This window comes from Alphaproteobacteria bacterium, from assembly GCA_030680745.1.
Taxonomy (GTDB): domain Bacteria; phylum Pseudomonadota; class Alphaproteobacteria; order JAUXUR01; family JAUXUR01; genus JAUXUR01.
Genome location: JAUXUR010000085.1, coordinates 1 through 14,283 on the forward strand (window position 1 = coordinate 1; position 14,283 = coordinate 14,283).

Annotated in this window: 11 protein-coding genes; 3 read left to right on the forward strand and 8 right to left on the reverse strand. The window is 36.9% G+C overall.

Annotated features, from left to right (window positions below):
- Window positions 1–226: 226 nt before the first annotated feature.
- From Q8L85_10535 to Q8L85_10570, 8 genes are all read right to left on the reverse strand, one after another.
- Window positions 227–2,584 carry a secretin N-terminal domain-containing protein gene (locus Q8L85_10535; protein MDP1725122.1) on the reverse strand — a complete coding sequence of 786 codons (2,358 nt, stop codon included), beginning with the start codon at window positions 2,582–2,584 and terminating at the stop codon, window positions 227–229.
- Window positions 2,574–3,101 (reverse strand): hypothetical protein, encoded by a 528-nt coding sequence (locus Q8L85_10540; protein ID MDP1725123.1) that lies wholly within the window; start codon window positions 3,099–3,101, stop codon window positions 2,574–2,576. The genes Q8L85_10535 and Q8L85_10540 overlap by 11 nt, the downstream gene beginning before the upstream one ends.
- The gene (locus tag Q8L85_10545; GenBank protein ID MDP1725124.1) at window positions 3,098–3,718 is read right to left on the reverse strand and encodes a hypothetical protein; all 621 of its coding nucleotides are present in this window, start codon (window positions 3,716–3,718) and stop codon (window positions 3,098–3,100) included. The genes Q8L85_10540 and Q8L85_10545 overlap by 4 nt, the downstream gene beginning before the upstream one ends.
- A gap of 8 nt (window positions 3,719–3,726) precedes the next feature.
- Window positions 3,727–4,824, reverse strand: a complete 1,098-nt coding sequence (locus tag Q8L85_10550) for a hypothetical protein (GenBank protein MDP1725125.1) — start codon at window positions 4,822–4,824, stop codon at window positions 3,727–3,729.
- Window positions 4,742–5,839 carry a type II secretion system protein GspK gene (locus tag Q8L85_10555; GenBank protein ID MDP1725126.1) on the reverse strand — a complete coding sequence of 366 codons (1,098 nt, stop codon included), beginning with the start codon at window positions 5,837–5,839 and terminating at the stop codon, window positions 4,742–4,744. Before Q8L85_10555 ends, Q8L85_10550 begins: the two co-directional genes overlap by 83 nt.
- 6 nt (window positions 5,840–5,845) lie before the next feature.
- Window positions 5,846–7,144 (reverse strand): histidine--tRNA ligase, encoded by a 1,299-nt coding sequence (gene hisS / locus Q8L85_10560; GenBank protein MDP1725127.1) that lies wholly within the window; start codon window positions 7,142–7,144, stop codon window positions 5,846–5,848.
- Between the two features lie 37 nt (window positions 7,145–7,181).
- Window positions 7,182–8,096 (reverse strand): hydroxymethylglutaryl-CoA lyase, encoded by a 915-nt coding sequence (locus Q8L85_10565; GenBank protein ID MDP1725128.1) that lies wholly within the window; start codon window positions 8,094–8,096, stop codon window positions 7,182–7,184.
- Window positions 8,097–8,340: 244 nt separating this feature from the next.
- Window positions 8,341–9,627 (reverse strand): hypothetical protein, encoded by a 1,287-nt coding sequence (locus Q8L85_10570; protein ID MDP1725129.1) that lies wholly within the window; start codon window positions 9,625–9,627, stop codon window positions 8,341–8,343.
- A gap of 304 nt (window positions 9,628–9,931) precedes the next feature.
- Between Q8L85_10570 and gltX the strand changes: the two genes are divergently transcribed.
- Genes gltX through Q8L85_10585 form a run of 3 tightly spaced genes read left to right on the forward strand, consistent with a single transcriptional unit; the run spans window position 9,932 to window position 13,928 of the window.
- Window positions 9,932–11,263, forward strand: a complete 1,332-nt coding sequence (gene gltX / locus Q8L85_10575; protein MDP1725130.1) for a glutamate--tRNA ligase — start codon at window positions 9,932–9,934, stop codon at window positions 11,261–11,263.
- On the forward strand, window positions 11,263–12,633 hold the full coding sequence (cysS, locus tag Q8L85_10580; protein MDP1725131.1) for a cysteine--tRNA ligase: 1,371 nt from the start codon (window positions 11,263–11,265) through the stop codon (window positions 12,631–12,633). Before gltX ends, cysS begins: the two co-directional genes overlap by 1 nt.
- Before the next feature lie 38 nt (window positions 12,634–12,671).
- Complete coding sequence (locus tag Q8L85_10585; GenBank protein MDP1725132.1) at window positions 12,672–13,928, forward strand: methyltransferase; 1,257 nt, start codon at window positions 12,672–12,674, stop codon at window positions 13,926–13,928.
- Window positions 13,929–14,283: the final 355 nt, after the last annotated feature.

Genomic DNA, 14,283 nt, shown 5'->3' on the forward strand with positions numbered 1-14,283 from the left:
AAAGACAGAGTTTTAAAAAATATAATGTCGCGTGCTCAATCGTTGGGATATGTGCTGTTAAGAAAACCGGAAAATGATGTCAAAAAAAATGACTTGTTATCAACATCTTAAGTCTTGGTCATTAGAAGCGGCAAAGCCGCGCGGCAATCTAAAAAAGTCGTTTGGACCTTCCTTATCAGATCGCCACACCCCCTAAAGGGGGTTCGCGATGACGACGTGGCCAGATTTACAACGATTCTGCAGGGATGGTTACAGGAAATGATAATACTGATCCTGGAGGTGTCACTAATGGTTGTTCATCCGAAAAAATCGAATTATGACGTGGTCTTCTTATTATAGGTTCAGCAGGGATGTCTGAATCAAGCCAGTCTAAACGTTTTTTGAATGCATTCGTAACGTCATTAGCTTCTTGATCATTATCTACAATGTAAGGTGTAACCATTAAAATAATTTCACGTTTTCCATCTTTTTCGCTATTAGATCTGAATAATCTACCAATGCCAGGCAAGTCTTTTAAGAATGGAATGCCTTTATCTGTGAGTTCATTATTAGCTTTAATAAAGCCAGCCAAAAGAATTGTAGCGCCATCTGATAAAGATAATTTCGTTTCGACATTTGTTTCATTAAAGGTTGGTGATTCAATTTTTCCTACAGCGGTTTGATCAACAGCGCTGACAACTTGACTAATATCGATGTCAACACGACGTCCTGCGCGTACAGTAGGTGTTATTTTTAAAATAACACCTGCTTTTTTATATTCAACATCTTGCACTAAAAGTGAATCTGTATTCGCATTTGATGTGTTTTGTTTGCTTCTTGTTTTAAGAATGGGTACATCCTGACCAACATCAAATTTTGCTTCTGCACCACTGCGTGTCATTAAACGTGGGTTTGAGAGAATGGTTGAACGTGCGCTTGTGGCGAGCATTTGAGCAATAAAACGTTTTTGATTGTTGTTATCAATAACAGTGAAATTAAAACCTTGATTAGCAGTAGCAGCAGCTGCAGTTGTTGGATTTGTTACTCCAAATCCTTGATCGCCGATGAAACTGTGTGCACGTGAAAAAAGTAAATTTTTAGAAAATCCTTGGGGGGATGCATTTTCAATGGCTTTTGACATCCAGCCTTCAAAACTTATATCTTCAGTATTGCCCAAAGTAAATTCTGCAATGACAACTTCAATTAAAACTTGACGTGGTGCTACATCCATTTGATCGATAAGTGGTTTAACTTGCGCATATTCCTCTGCTGTGCCGTAGAAAATAAGACCATTGCGATCTTCATCAGCAACAATTTTGCCACCTAAACGATTGCTTGCTTGGGGGCGTATTGGTGGTTTACCGGGTTGACTTTTGGTAGGACGTCTATTACGGCTGCTTTGAGCAAGTGTTGAAAGTGATTGTTTGGCAAGTGCTTGATTAATAACTTCAGCGATTTCTTTAGCTTCAGTATTTAAAATTTTAACGTAATAATAATTGCCTTCTGGGTTATGCTGCGTTGAAATATCAAGTTCTTTAATCCAAGAAATAACGTGGGATACAATGGTTGTGTCAGCCGCAAAAACAAGTAAAGAATTTAACGAGGCTACAGGAAGAATGGTGATGCCTGTTTTCTTAGAAGGATCATCTGAGACGAAATAACCTTCTGTTTGTAAAATATCGATTAATTTTTCAGTTATTTTATCAGCCGTTAAATGGGATAGATTGACGCGAACGGATTTTCGGCCTGCAAAAGCGGGTCTATCAAACATACGGACGGCTTCTGTGATGCCACGAATTGTATCTTGGGTACCAAAGGCAATAATCGCATTGCCACTTTCATCAAGAGAAATGGCACTTGCCTTATTCGGGAAGGCCATATTCAAATTCTTTTGAATTTCTTTTTTATCGATCGAATGAACATCAATGACTTGAAAAATGGGTCTTAAATCTTCAGGTGTATCAACAGATGATCGTGTGCGCAGAATGAGAGGCACTTGGCCTTCCATGCCTTTATCGCTGACAAATCTATACAAATTATTTTCTACTTTGATAGCAACGCCATAATTACCAAGAACTTGACGCGCGAGTGAAAAAAGTTGTTTGGGTGTTTTTTTCTCTGCAGTGCGAAGGGTGATAAGATCTGATCTAGCCATAATATCAGGTGCTAAATCAAAATCGACATTAAGGTGATCACCAAAAATTATTTTAATAAAACTGGGGAGGGGAACTTGGTTAAGGCTAAGTTCCGTTGGTTCTCCTTTTAAATTAGTTGGTTCGTCTGACGTTATTTTTTGCTGAAAAGCAGGAACAGGGGGACGTGGTGTATCTCTGACAGAAAAATCCTGTTTCCCTTCTGGCTCAATGGTAACGCTTGATCCTAGAGCCAAATCATGTTTTTCAACAAGTTTTTTAGGAATCACAACTCTAAGATTATCTTTTTGAGTGCAACCATTTAGGACAAGTGTTGCTACAAGAAATGTGATGGGAAGTAATACGGAACGTTTTGAAATTGTCATTTGAGATGGTCCAGTCACTTTAGATGAATGTTTTAAAGAATTAACAGGGTTGAATTTTAAGATTTTTTTATAAAAATTAATGGTCATTTTTGTCCTCAATTACGGGTTCGTCAGGGGCATTTGCCTCTGCTGGTTCAAAAGGAAAAAGTCTAATTTCTTCTTTGTTTTCACCTGTTGAAAGGATGAAAGTATCACGTTGTATTTTTTCAAGAATGCGCCCGTCAGGCAATTTGTCGCCAATTTTTAATGATTCTACTTGTTTCGTCTGCGCATTTTTGATCAATATTTTGCTTTGCTCGCCATCAATGATAATCCCGATGGCATTCCAGTCCTGGGCTACTTTAACCTCTGCTTGTTCAGGTTCTGGCTCCGGTTGCGCTTCTTCTATTTTTTTTGATCCAAAAAATTCTTTATCTTTTAATGTTTGGATGTCTTGAGTCAATGGATGAGGTTTCCAATCAGGCATTGTCCACTTAATTGGTTTGCGGATTTCAATAGCATCATCTGCTTGTTGGCCTGCTAAAAACCAGCCAATGCCTGCCGTGATACCAATACCCAAAATTAAAACATATAAAAATCTGTAAGTGGATAAAAGAGAAATCATTTTTGAGCTCCCTTTCTAACTTGGGTCGGAATTGGTTTTTTATCTTCACCAATGGGCATAATAACAGAAAGAGAAATTTTGAAAGTTGGGAAAGGTTTGACGCGCAATTCAAAACTTTGAAGAATAAAAAGTCGTTCTTCATGGGCTAAAGCATCTAAAAAAAGTTCAATCGCGTTAAGTTTTGCACCTGTTACCATGATTGTGGCTGTAAATCTTTTGTAATTAGGGGCATTTTTGTCGATGGCGGGTTTAGGATCGACGGTCACACGAATACGTTCCATTCCGGCCTTTTCAGCAAGTTGAGAGATCTCTTTTTCAAGACTCGCCCGTGCTGGTCCCTCATTTTGAATAGGCCAAAGACGTGTTTCTAATGTTTTTAAAAGTTCCTGACTAATATTTTTACGTGTTTCCCAAAATGTTTCTTTAGAGAGATCTTCTGCTAGATCATACTTTTTTTGCAGATCAACGCGTTCTTTTTCGAGCTCGTCTGACCAATCAAGAATTTCAAAAAGACCATATACCCATAATGCAATAATAAATACAATTAACATAACCCCAAGTTTTGGGTTCGTTTCTAATCGTATTTTAAATTGTTGAATGCTTGACGCAAGTGACACTTAAAACCTCACATCCATAATTTTTTAACTTTTAATGTAACGCGTATCGTATTTCTAGCGAATCCAGGTTCTGCATTGGGTTGTTCAAAATAGGGGATTTTTTCCATGAGCGCTAAAAAACTTACAGCATCCGGGGGTGTTTCATCGTGTAAGACCATATTAATGGTCGCGCTATTAAATTTAAATTCAATGATTTTTAAAGTAGGGGATTCAATTTTTTCAACAATTTTAGCAAGAAGCGTAATAGGGCTAGGATAAGCATCGAAGGCAAGAAGTTTTTTTATTTTGTCGTTATTGGCTTCAGCTTTTTTACGTTCAATATCAATTTTTTTTGTTTGCGATTCAAGTGCTAAAATATTTTGCTCAATTTCTTCAAGGGTCAGATAATCATTCAGGATTTGCCCGCCGTAAAAACTTAAAGGTAAAATCAAGATGAGCGCTAAAACAGCAATAGCTTCACGTGAATAAAGACTTTCCGTCGTAAATCCGCCTGCAATTGGTCGTGTATGGGCCCAGCTTTTTGTATCAATAATTGCTTCTTTAGCGCTGCTTGGTTTGTCTTGGGCATAAAGGGTGGAAATTTGCCCGGCACTTCGCCAAAACTGAAGCCATTCTTGATCGTCAGGATAATGATCCCACCATCTGCTTGTAATAAGCTGATGTTGATCCCAAATTTGACCTTCATATCCTTCTAAACATTCAATAAGTCGCATCCCAGATTGCAAGGGATCGATAAGGGCTGTTTCGGGATAAACAATAGTTGTTTTAGGGCTTAGATTATATTCAGCCATTTTTTTGTTGACTTCATCTTGGTTCCAAAACCAGATACTAACGCCTGTTTTTGTCCAATGTGAGAAAGACGCCGTATTAGTAAAAGGGGAGGCCGTATGCATTTGAAGACTAATAAGATTAAATCTTTTTTTGCCTTTAACATTTTGAGGCAAAGGGAAATGACGATGAATACATACAGAACGCGCTAATACCCAGATTTTTTGACCACGGGTTGATTTTGGTTCTTCAATATTATTTGTTTTCTGAATAAATATCTTTGGGGTCGAAGAAAAGAGTGAGCTTATCCAGTTTTTCTTTTTCGCTTTCGTCGCCATCTATATCATCTAATTTCAACTGTTCATAAGGAAGATCAATTTGGTAATTTATTTGCCAGGGTATATCTTTATTCCGTGGCATTGAAGTTACCGAAAATTGAAAATTCAACACGTTATTCTCAATAGAGGTGATTGTAACGCGCTGGGTGTTTCCGGGAAAGAAAGAAAACACTGCTGTTTTTTTTATAGGCGCACCTGTTGTATTTGCAACAGCATTTACATCTTTGAAATAAGGATTATCACCTTTTCGATGCGCTAAAATTTGAGTAATAGCGTCTTCATTTAAGTCAGGAATAAAGGCTAATACTTCTTTTGGTGCCGTATTTAAATTAATGGGTTTTTGGTTAACTGTCGTTATCATATTGAATAATTTACTATTTTTATAAAAATTTTCGTGATTGTCCCATTCAAGAACACGTTTGATTTCAAAAGGTGTTCGAAGGGCTTCGTTTGTCGGTTCAGGTTTACCGGCATCTTTGTAATCTTCGATTGTGGCGCCATTTAATGCTTTTGTAATGGCGCGTTCGGTTTTGGTGTAATCTTTAAATTTCCAATATAAGGAATCAAAATGAGTAGGTTCAATTTCAAATAATTCAAAGAGTCTTTCAAATTGCTGTTTTGTAAAACGCCCCAGATTAATAAGACCTGCTTCATCTTGGACACGAATAGTGAGATTGTTTTTTTTGTACGGTTTATTGAATAGTGAAATATAAGGTGCGTCATCTTCTTGTGGGTTTTGGGCAGGGCCTGTTGGTGGCGTAGGTTTATCTGTTAAATCCAAACCTTTATGATTTAATCCTTTTGTAAGCAAGAAAAAAATAAAATCAGCTTTAAGGGAGGTTGCTTCCACCAAAGCTTCTGATTTTTTGCGAAGCTGTTTGGAAACTTGCATTTGGCCTGTTACCCAATTTGAAAAATAAGCAACGGCAAGTGCTAAAAACGAAATAAGAAAAAGTACAGCAACAAGGATAAATCCCTTTTCTGTCGAATTATTTTTATTTCGTTTTTGTATCATTGCACTTTAATGTCCCAGTTTTTGCTTCAAAATCGAGATAAGCTCTTGTGTGGGACAGATGATTTGATCCATTTTTTGAAGATCTTTAATTGCAATTGTTTGCGCGTTTTTTTCATCTGGTCCCATAATCAGTGCGATTTTAGCACCCCGTTTATCAGCCATTTTAAGTTGTTGCCCAAGTTTATCGCCGGTTAAATCTATTTCAGCACGAATGTCTGCTTCACGTAATTTTTTAACGAGCGCCAGGATATCAGGTTTGAAGCTATTATCCCAAAGGATGATGTAAACTTCGGGTCCTGCATTATGTTGGGCGCGTTGGTCTTCAAGCAGCAATAATATACGCTCAAGCCCTAAGGAGCCACCACAAACGGGAACCTTTATATTGGCAAGTGTCTCGCTTAATGCGTCATAACGACCGCCAGCGGCAATGGACCCTGAAAAACGTGTGGAATTTATTTCAAAAATGATGCCTGTGTAATAATCAAGGCCACGTACCATTAAAGGATCGAAAACAAATTGGTCAGGGGCTAAAATTTGCGTTAAGTTTTGAAGCATTTCTTCAATTTCTTTAACGCCTTCTACGCCAATGATTGATGATTGAACGCGTTCTTTAAGTTTATTGGCAAAATCACCTGAAGTGAGATCTTTTAAAAGGTCTTGCGCTGAAGAAATAATGTCTAATTCTTTTTGAACACCTTCAATCCCAATTTTATCCATTTTATCAATGATGATAAGAATTTGTTTTTCTTGAGCTTTATCGATGTTGTAGGCTTCCATCATGCCTTTTAATAATTTACGGGAATTAAGCTTGATGCAAAAATCGACAAGTCCAAGATCATTCAATGCTGCGGATAAAGTTGTTATCACTTCAAAATCTGCAAGTAAGGAATTACTTCCAAAAACATCAACATCACATTGATAAAACTCACGAAAACGACCTTTGCCTGGGCGATCTGCACGCCAAACAGGCGCCATTTGATAGCGTTTAAAAATGCCGGGAAGCTTATGTCTATTGGCGGCATAAGCGCGCATCGTGGGAACAGTTAAATCATAACGCAAAGCATAATCGGCTTCACCTGATTGGGCTTTTTCACCACGTTTTAAAATTTTGAAGATTAATTTTTCGCCTTCTTCACCATATTTTCCTTGAAGCGTTTCAATGCGTTCGAAAGATGGTGTATCAAAGGGACTAAAGCCATGGCGTTCAAAACATTTTTTAATAATGTCGAAAATACGGGCGCGATAGGAGGCCTCATCGGGTAAAAAATCACGTGTGCCTGAGGGTGGTAATAAATTTTGACTCATTTTACAACTACTTGATATGAATGGGATTTATAGTCGATTATAGGATGCCATGTTTTGCTAAAAATGCAAGACTTACCTTTGAATTTGGTGGACGTTTTAAAAAGTTTGAAATAAATTGGCTGGCTTCAATTAATTTGGGCAAATCAATTTTTGTTTCAAATCCCATGCCGTTGAGCATATACAAAACATCTTCACTTGCTACATTCCCAGTTGCGCCTTTAGCATAAGGACAACCACCTAACCCTGAAACTGATGTATCAATGATGCGTACATCTTGTTCCAAAGACATTAAAATATTAGCAAGTGCCTGGCCATAGGTATCGTGAAAATGAACGCCGATTTTGGCAACAGGGATAGTTTGTTTTAAGGCTTTCAAAAGATCTTTGACTTTATTTGGTGTACCAACGCCGATTGTGTCGCCCAATGAAATTTCATCACAGCCCAAATCAAACATGCGTTGACTAACATCGACAACTTTTGAAAGAGGGATATCACCTTCATAAGGGCAGCCCATGACACAGGATATATAACCACGGACTTTAATGTTATTTTTTTTGGCTTCGATCATGATATCTTTAAATCGTTCAAAGCTTTCGTTAATGGAGACATTAATATTTTTTAGGCTGAAGCTTTCTGATGCTGCACCAAAAATGGCTATTTCTTTTGCTTTATGATTAAGAGCATCCTGAAATCCTTTTAAATTAGGAACAAGAACAGGAAACCGAAGATCGGATTGTGAATGTTTTTGGGTGAAATGATCGACGATTGCTGGCGTATCTGCTAATTGTGGCACCCATTTGGGTGAAACAAATCCGCCAATTTCAATTACTTTGTGACCAGCGTCCAAAAGTTTTTCAATAAGCTGAATTTTAATATGTGTTGGTATTTGTGTTTTTTCATTTTGAAGCCCATCACGAGGCCCTACTTCAACAAGGGTAATGTTGTTCGTCATTTTTCACCAATTTATAGTCGATAGACATTGGAAGGATACATCGTCACGCCTCACTTATGTATATAAGGATACACTTCGCTCGTTGTTTCTTGTCTACTCCTCAAGTCTATCGACTATTATACTTTTGAGGAGAGTTTTTATAATATCAGAGAATTGAATTTTTGATAGGGGGGGCAGGGGGAGGCAGGTAATAAAAAAGCCCTGTGCGTGACAGGGCTTTAATTTAGTTGCTTTAGAAAAGATATTATTTTTTTGTATTAAAGAAATTTTTAACGCCATTTTTAAAGGTGTTCCAGCCTGCTTTGACGTCTACAGCAATCTCATCTAAAGCTTCTTCGACAACATTTAACACTTCTTTTGCTTCGCTAAATAAAGAATCACGAGCACGTCTTATGCGTTCACGCATTTCAGCATTAAAAATCGAATCTAAATACGCTACATAGCCATTGATTCCATGATTTGTAAGAAGATATTCAATCATAAGGGCATAACGTGCTTCAAGATAGGATTTGTTTATAGCGCCCCACATGCTCCCATACAATCTTTCAATATTAGCTCTTTTTTCATCAAAATCTGCTACTGCTGAAAGTGGCAATGCACCAATTGTTTCTGTTTTTCCATAATAATCAAGATTAAGTGTGCCATATGCATCATTTTCACGAATGTAGTTTGTAAAACTTCTCATTGCATAATCATCTTCATTGTTTTTTGCAGCATTGCCTTCTTGAAGATATTTTTTAAATTGTCCTAACCCCATTGATGCAAAACTGAAACCAGGTTTTTTATATTTATTTGATAAATATTGCGCAATAACGCCACCAAACCCATGACCTACAAAATGAATGTTGTGTTTTTCATTTTTAATCGCATTTAGACTTGTAACATGTGGTGTAAAAAAATATCCAATATTACGTAAAAGCTCTCCTAATGGATCAGCAATAGGATTTATGTCTTCTGGGATAAAAGTTGGTTTTTCTTCTAATTGGTCAAGAATTTGAACGAGAGTTCCTTCAGTTACGTCAATATTGGAATTGTTGATGTTGGAAGAGCTGCTGCCAGGTAAAGCCTTTTTAAGTTTTTCATATGCCCATATAGCAGTACCCGCAGTTCCAAAAGCGAGTTTTTGCATTGTTCCACCGACAAGCAACGGATAGCTTCCCTTGAATTGTTCATTGTAGGTTCTGCCTTGTGTGCGAACTGCTTCAAGTGCTTGATCTTGGGGTAAAACAAAATAAGCGTCATGAACTAATGCGTCGTATGTTGTTGCTGCTGGTGTTTTGATTGTTATAACAATATCATCATTTGTGCGATCTGCGCGGCGTGCCCAGATAAGAAAACTCATTTTATCGTTCAATGCTACATTCTTGATTAATATGAAATCTTCGACTTCATATCTATGGTGATCACCATCTTCGATGTGTTGCGATTCTTGTATTAAACGACTGGCATCATAAGGTGTTACTTCTGCTTTTGCATTAAATGAGGCAAGTGTACAAATAGATAAAATAAAAGATGTATATATAGTCTTCATTGGAATCTCCTAATATTTAATTGTATAAATAGTATTTCAAAAAAAAGTTAAAATTTAATAAATTTTACTGTACGTAACCATAAAAAAAATGTCAACAAAATTGTTATTTTGTTAGTACGATTTGATTGTAATGGTGGAATAGCTCAAAAATACTACAAACCCTCTACGTCTTGATGGTTGTCCAGTCTATCTTTCGTAGTTTTTTAATTTATGCCATTATATCCTTACTTTTAAATTCAAAAATTGCCATTTGTCGTAAAATCGTCTATTTTGTAACTCTAAATCTTATATAGTAGGTATTACCATGAGTGTATTCGTTCGTTTTGCGCCAAGTCCCACAGGCAGGCTTCATCCTGGCAATGCGCGTGCCGCCCTTATTAATTGGCTTTTTGCACGTAAGCATCAGGGTAAATTTATGCTGCGTATGGATGATACGGATCAAGAACGCTCTGAACTCGAATATGAAGTAGCCATTCAAGATGATCTTATTTGGTTGGGGTTGAATTGGGATGTGTTTGCGCGTCAAACAGATCGATTGGATCGTTACCGCCAAGCCTTTGACCATCTCGTTAAAACTGGCCGCCTTTATCCTTGTTATGAAACACAAGAAGAACTTTCGTTGATGCGCAAATCTTTGTCATCACAGGGGCGTCCACCTGTTTATGATCGCTCTGCCTTGAAATTAAGTGATGCTGATCGTCTTAAATTAGAGGCGCAAGGCCGTAAACCGCATTGGCGTTTCAAGCTCGATGATAAAGTTGTCGCTTGGGATGATATGATTCGTGGTCCAGTCCGTTTTGAAGGCGCACATAGCAGTGATCCTGTTTTATACCGTACGGATGGATTACCTATTTATACGCTAACGTCGGTTGTTGATGATGGTGAATTAAAAGTTACCCATGTTATTCGTGGGGAAGATCACGTCACCAATACGGCAGCGCAAGTGCAACTTTTTGAAGCATTGGGTTTTAAGCCTCCAAAATTCGGCCATTTTACATTATTTACTGATGCAACAGGCCATGGTTTTTCAAAACGTTTGGGAAGTCTAAGTCTGATTAATTTACGCAAAGAGGGTATTGAAGCGATGGCGCTTAATAGTTTGCTTGCGAAATTGGGGACATCAGATGCGATTGAACCCCGATTGTCTTTAGAAGAATTGGTTGAAGATTTTGGTATCGATAAATTTGCGCGTGGTAGCCCCAAATTCGATGATCAAGATTTATTGCAATTAAATGCTAAAATCATTCACTTAATGTCCTTTGAATCCGTTCAAAAATCTTTGATTGAACTTGGTTATGATCAAATTACCGAAGCTTTTTGGCATTCGGTGCGCCCAAATCTTACTTATATTAAAGATGTGGCTTTTTGGTGGTCTGTGTGTCATGGCGATATTAAAACGCCTCTGCAAGATCGACATTTTATTCAAATCGCTAAAGAACTTTTGCCACAAACGCCGTGGGATCAAACAACTTGGAGTGCATGGACAAACCAAGTGAAAGAAGCCACGGGCAAAAAAGGTAAAGAACTTTTTCTACCTTTACGATTAGCGCTCACAGGTCAAGAACATGGACCAGAGCTTAAAGAATTACTCCCTCTTATGGATCGCACAAAAGTGCTTGAAAGGTTATCCGCCTAATGTCTTTAAAACTTTATAATACACTTACAAAACAAAAAGAAATTTTTCAGCCTCAAAATCCTGACGAGGTCACATTTTATTTATGTGGCCCAACGGTTTATGATTTGCCACATTTAGGCAATGCGCGTTCAGCTGTTTGTGCTGACGTTTTGTATCGCGTTTTATCTTATTTATATGAAAATGTTAAATTTGCCCGCAATTTTACAGATATTGAAGATAAAATAATTAATGCAGCCCTTCAAAATAATGAATCCATTTCGGATCTGACCAAAAGAACGGAGCAAGCCTATTTAGAGGATATGGATGAAGTTAATGTGCTTCTGCCAGATTTGATGCCTAGGGCTACAGAACACATTTCCGATATGATTAAATTAATAGGTAAGCTTATTAAAAACAATCATGCCTATGTGGCAGAAGGACATGTTTTATTTGATGTGCCTTCTATGCCCAATTATGGTTCATTATCCAAGCAAAATCGTGACGATATGATTGCAGGCGCGCGCGTAGAAGTGGCGCCTTATAAAAAAGATCCAGCTGATTTTGTTTTATGGAAGCCATCAACACCAGAACAACCTGGTTGGGATAGCCCATGGGGAAGAGGTCGTCCTGGTTGGCATATTGAATGTACCGCGATGATTCATGCGTTGTTTGGCCCGAGCATTGATATTCATGCCGGTGGCCAAGATCTTATTTTTCCCCATCATGAAAATGAAATTGCGCAAGCTGAATGTGTCGAACATAAGCACCCTTATGTACGATATTGGGTCCATAATGGGATGCTGATCGTTAATGGCGAAAAAATGTCTAAATCAGTAGGCAATTTTTTAACCGTGCGTGAATTATTGGATAAAGTGCCTGGTGAGGCAATTCGCTTTTACATGTTAGGAACGCATTATCGTCAATCGTTCGATTTTACAATGGATGGGTTAGAGCAAGCTAAATTGACGCTTGATCGTTTTTATTTAGCGTTACGCGACAATGAAGATATTGATGAAGATGAAGAAATAGAAATTCCAAAAGATTTTATGGATGCAATGGAAGATGATATTAATACTCCATTAATGATGACATTTATGCATCAATATTTGACAAACCTTAATAAAGCAAAAAGTGATGAAGCACGTTTAAAGTATAAATCCTTTATTTTATTTGGTGCGCAAATGCTCGGTATTTTAGAATATGACCCTGAATCTTGGTTTAAATGGGGTATGGAAGTTACCGAAGAAGAAATTGAAGCTAAAATTGAAGAACGTCAAGAAGCACGAGATTCTAAAGATTACGCCAAGGCTGATGAAATAAGACAATGGTTTACAGATCATAAGATCGAAATAGAGGATTCACCACAAGGCACTAAATGGCGCCAGAAATAAATGACGTAAATAAATAACATGTTTTTGAAGCATCAATAATGAACATACCAACTTTTTTTGATATAAAAATTGATGCTTTAAATGATGAAGGTTTAGGCTGTGCCACATATGAAAACAAAAGGATAAATATTCCTTATGTTTTGCCGGATGAATTTGTGTCGGTTCAAAAAGTAACGCAGAAAAATTATCCGGATCGTTTTGAGCTTGTTGAGGTGTTAGAGCCTTCTGAACATAGAGTCAATCCACCTTGTGCATATTTTGGCCAATGTGGTGGCTGTCAATTGCAGCATATGTCAGAAAGTTATTATAATGATTTCAAATGCAATAATGTAAATCAACATCTTAAAGATCAATCAATAGAATTTAATTGTGATCGTTTGATACGCGTATCAGATAGATCGCGACGTCGTGTTACCTTTAAAGTAAGTCGTAAGGGTAAAAAAATTGAACTTGGTTATTTTAAACGCCAAAGTCATGATGTTGTTAATATCGATCATTGTTTATTGCTGACACAAAGACTTCAGGATCTTATTCAACACTCAAAATTATTTTTATTAAGTTTTTTGGTTGATGAAAAACCGAAAAATCTTTATTTGACTGAAGCTGATAATGGTATTGATCTGGATCTTGAATTACCTTTAAAAAAGCTCAATTTAGGGCAGCTTGAAAAAATTAATCAATTTGCCTATGCGTATGATATAGGTCGCTTTGCGATAAATGGCGAAACGATTATTGAAATCAAAAAACCTTTCATTCAGATTGATGATGTTCAAATTCCTATTGATTCAAAGGGTTTTTTACAAGCAACGATGGATTCAAATGTCATATTGAAAGATTTGGTGTTGGATGCATTGTCGGATCAAAAATTTCAAAAAATAGCTGATTTGTTTGCAGGGCGGGGCACTTTTTCGGTCCCATTATCAAATATTGCTAAAGTTGAAGCTTATGAATCTGACGTCATTGCTGTGCAAGATCTTAAAAAAGCGCTTCAACAAAGTTCAAAGCCGATTAAAGTTATTGAGCGTGACCTTTATAAAATGCCGTTGAATGACAAGGAATTAGAAGCTTTTCATGCTGTTGTACTTAATCCTCCCAGGGCTGGGGCCTATGCACAATCAAAACAATTAGCGATGTCTAAAGTTCAAATAATTATTTATGTGTCGTGCAATCCTAAAACTTTTGCAACAGATGCAAGACTTCTTTTGAACAATGGGTATAAGATAAATAATATAACATTGTTTGATCAATTCTTATATTCGTCTCATATCGAATTGGTTGCGGTTTTTAAGAAATAGAATTATAAAAAAATATTTTTTTAATTTTTTATATTATTTTTGAAATATTCAGATTTTATGGACCCCACGGGACTTGCCGCGGGGCGTAGGAAGGATTGATTAGATGACCTTCTATTCGTAGCGTTTTCAGGTCATTTTATTATATATTAATTATTTTTTTGTTTTTAGTTCGAACTCACCTGTGCGACCAAATGTTTTATCAAATTTGTATCTACATCATAGTACACGACACTTTTAACCAATTAAATCTATAACAAATGCTAGCAAAAAATTAACATAATTACATCGATTTATTTTTTCAAATGAAATATTATTTTTTATAAAATCAATACCATAAGTAAATAAAGAATATAAT

Coding starts and splice junctions, on each gene's coding strand:
- Q8L85_10585 (MDP1725132.1), top strand. CDS start 12,672: ATGAACATACCAACTTTTTTTGATATAAAAATTGATGCTTTAAATGAT.
- gltX (MDP1725130.1), top strand. CDS start 9,932: ATGAGTGTATTCGTTCGTTTTGCGCCAAGTCCCACAGGCAGGCTTCAT.
- Q8L85_10550 (MDP1725125.1), bottom strand. CDS start 4,824: ATGGCGACGAAAGCGAAAAAGAAAAACTGGATAAGCTCACTCTTTTCT.
- hisS (MDP1725127.1), bottom strand. CDS start 7,144: ATGAGTCAAAATTTATTACCACCCTCAGGCACACGTGATTTTTTACCC.
- Q8L85_10535 (MDP1725122.1), bottom strand. CDS start 2,584: ATGACCATTAATTTTTATAAAAAAATCTTAAAATTCAACCCTGTTAAT.
- Q8L85_10565 (MDP1725128.1), bottom strand. CDS start 8,096: ATGACGAACAACATTACCCTTGTTGAAGTAGGGCCTCGTGATGGGCTT.
- Q8L85_10540 (MDP1725123.1), bottom strand. CDS start 3,101: ATGATTTCTCTTTTATCCACTTACAGATTTTTATATGTTTTAATTTTG.
- cysS (MDP1725131.1), top strand. CDS start 11,263: ATGTCTTTAAAACTTTATAATACACTTACAAAACAAAAAGAAATTTTT.
- Q8L85_10570 (MDP1725129.1), bottom strand. CDS start 9,627: ATGAAGACTATATATACATCTTTTATTTTATCTATTTGTACACTTGCC.
- Q8L85_10555 (MDP1725126.1), bottom strand. CDS start 5,839: ATGATACAAAAACGAAATAAAAATAATTCGACAGAAAAGGGATTTATC.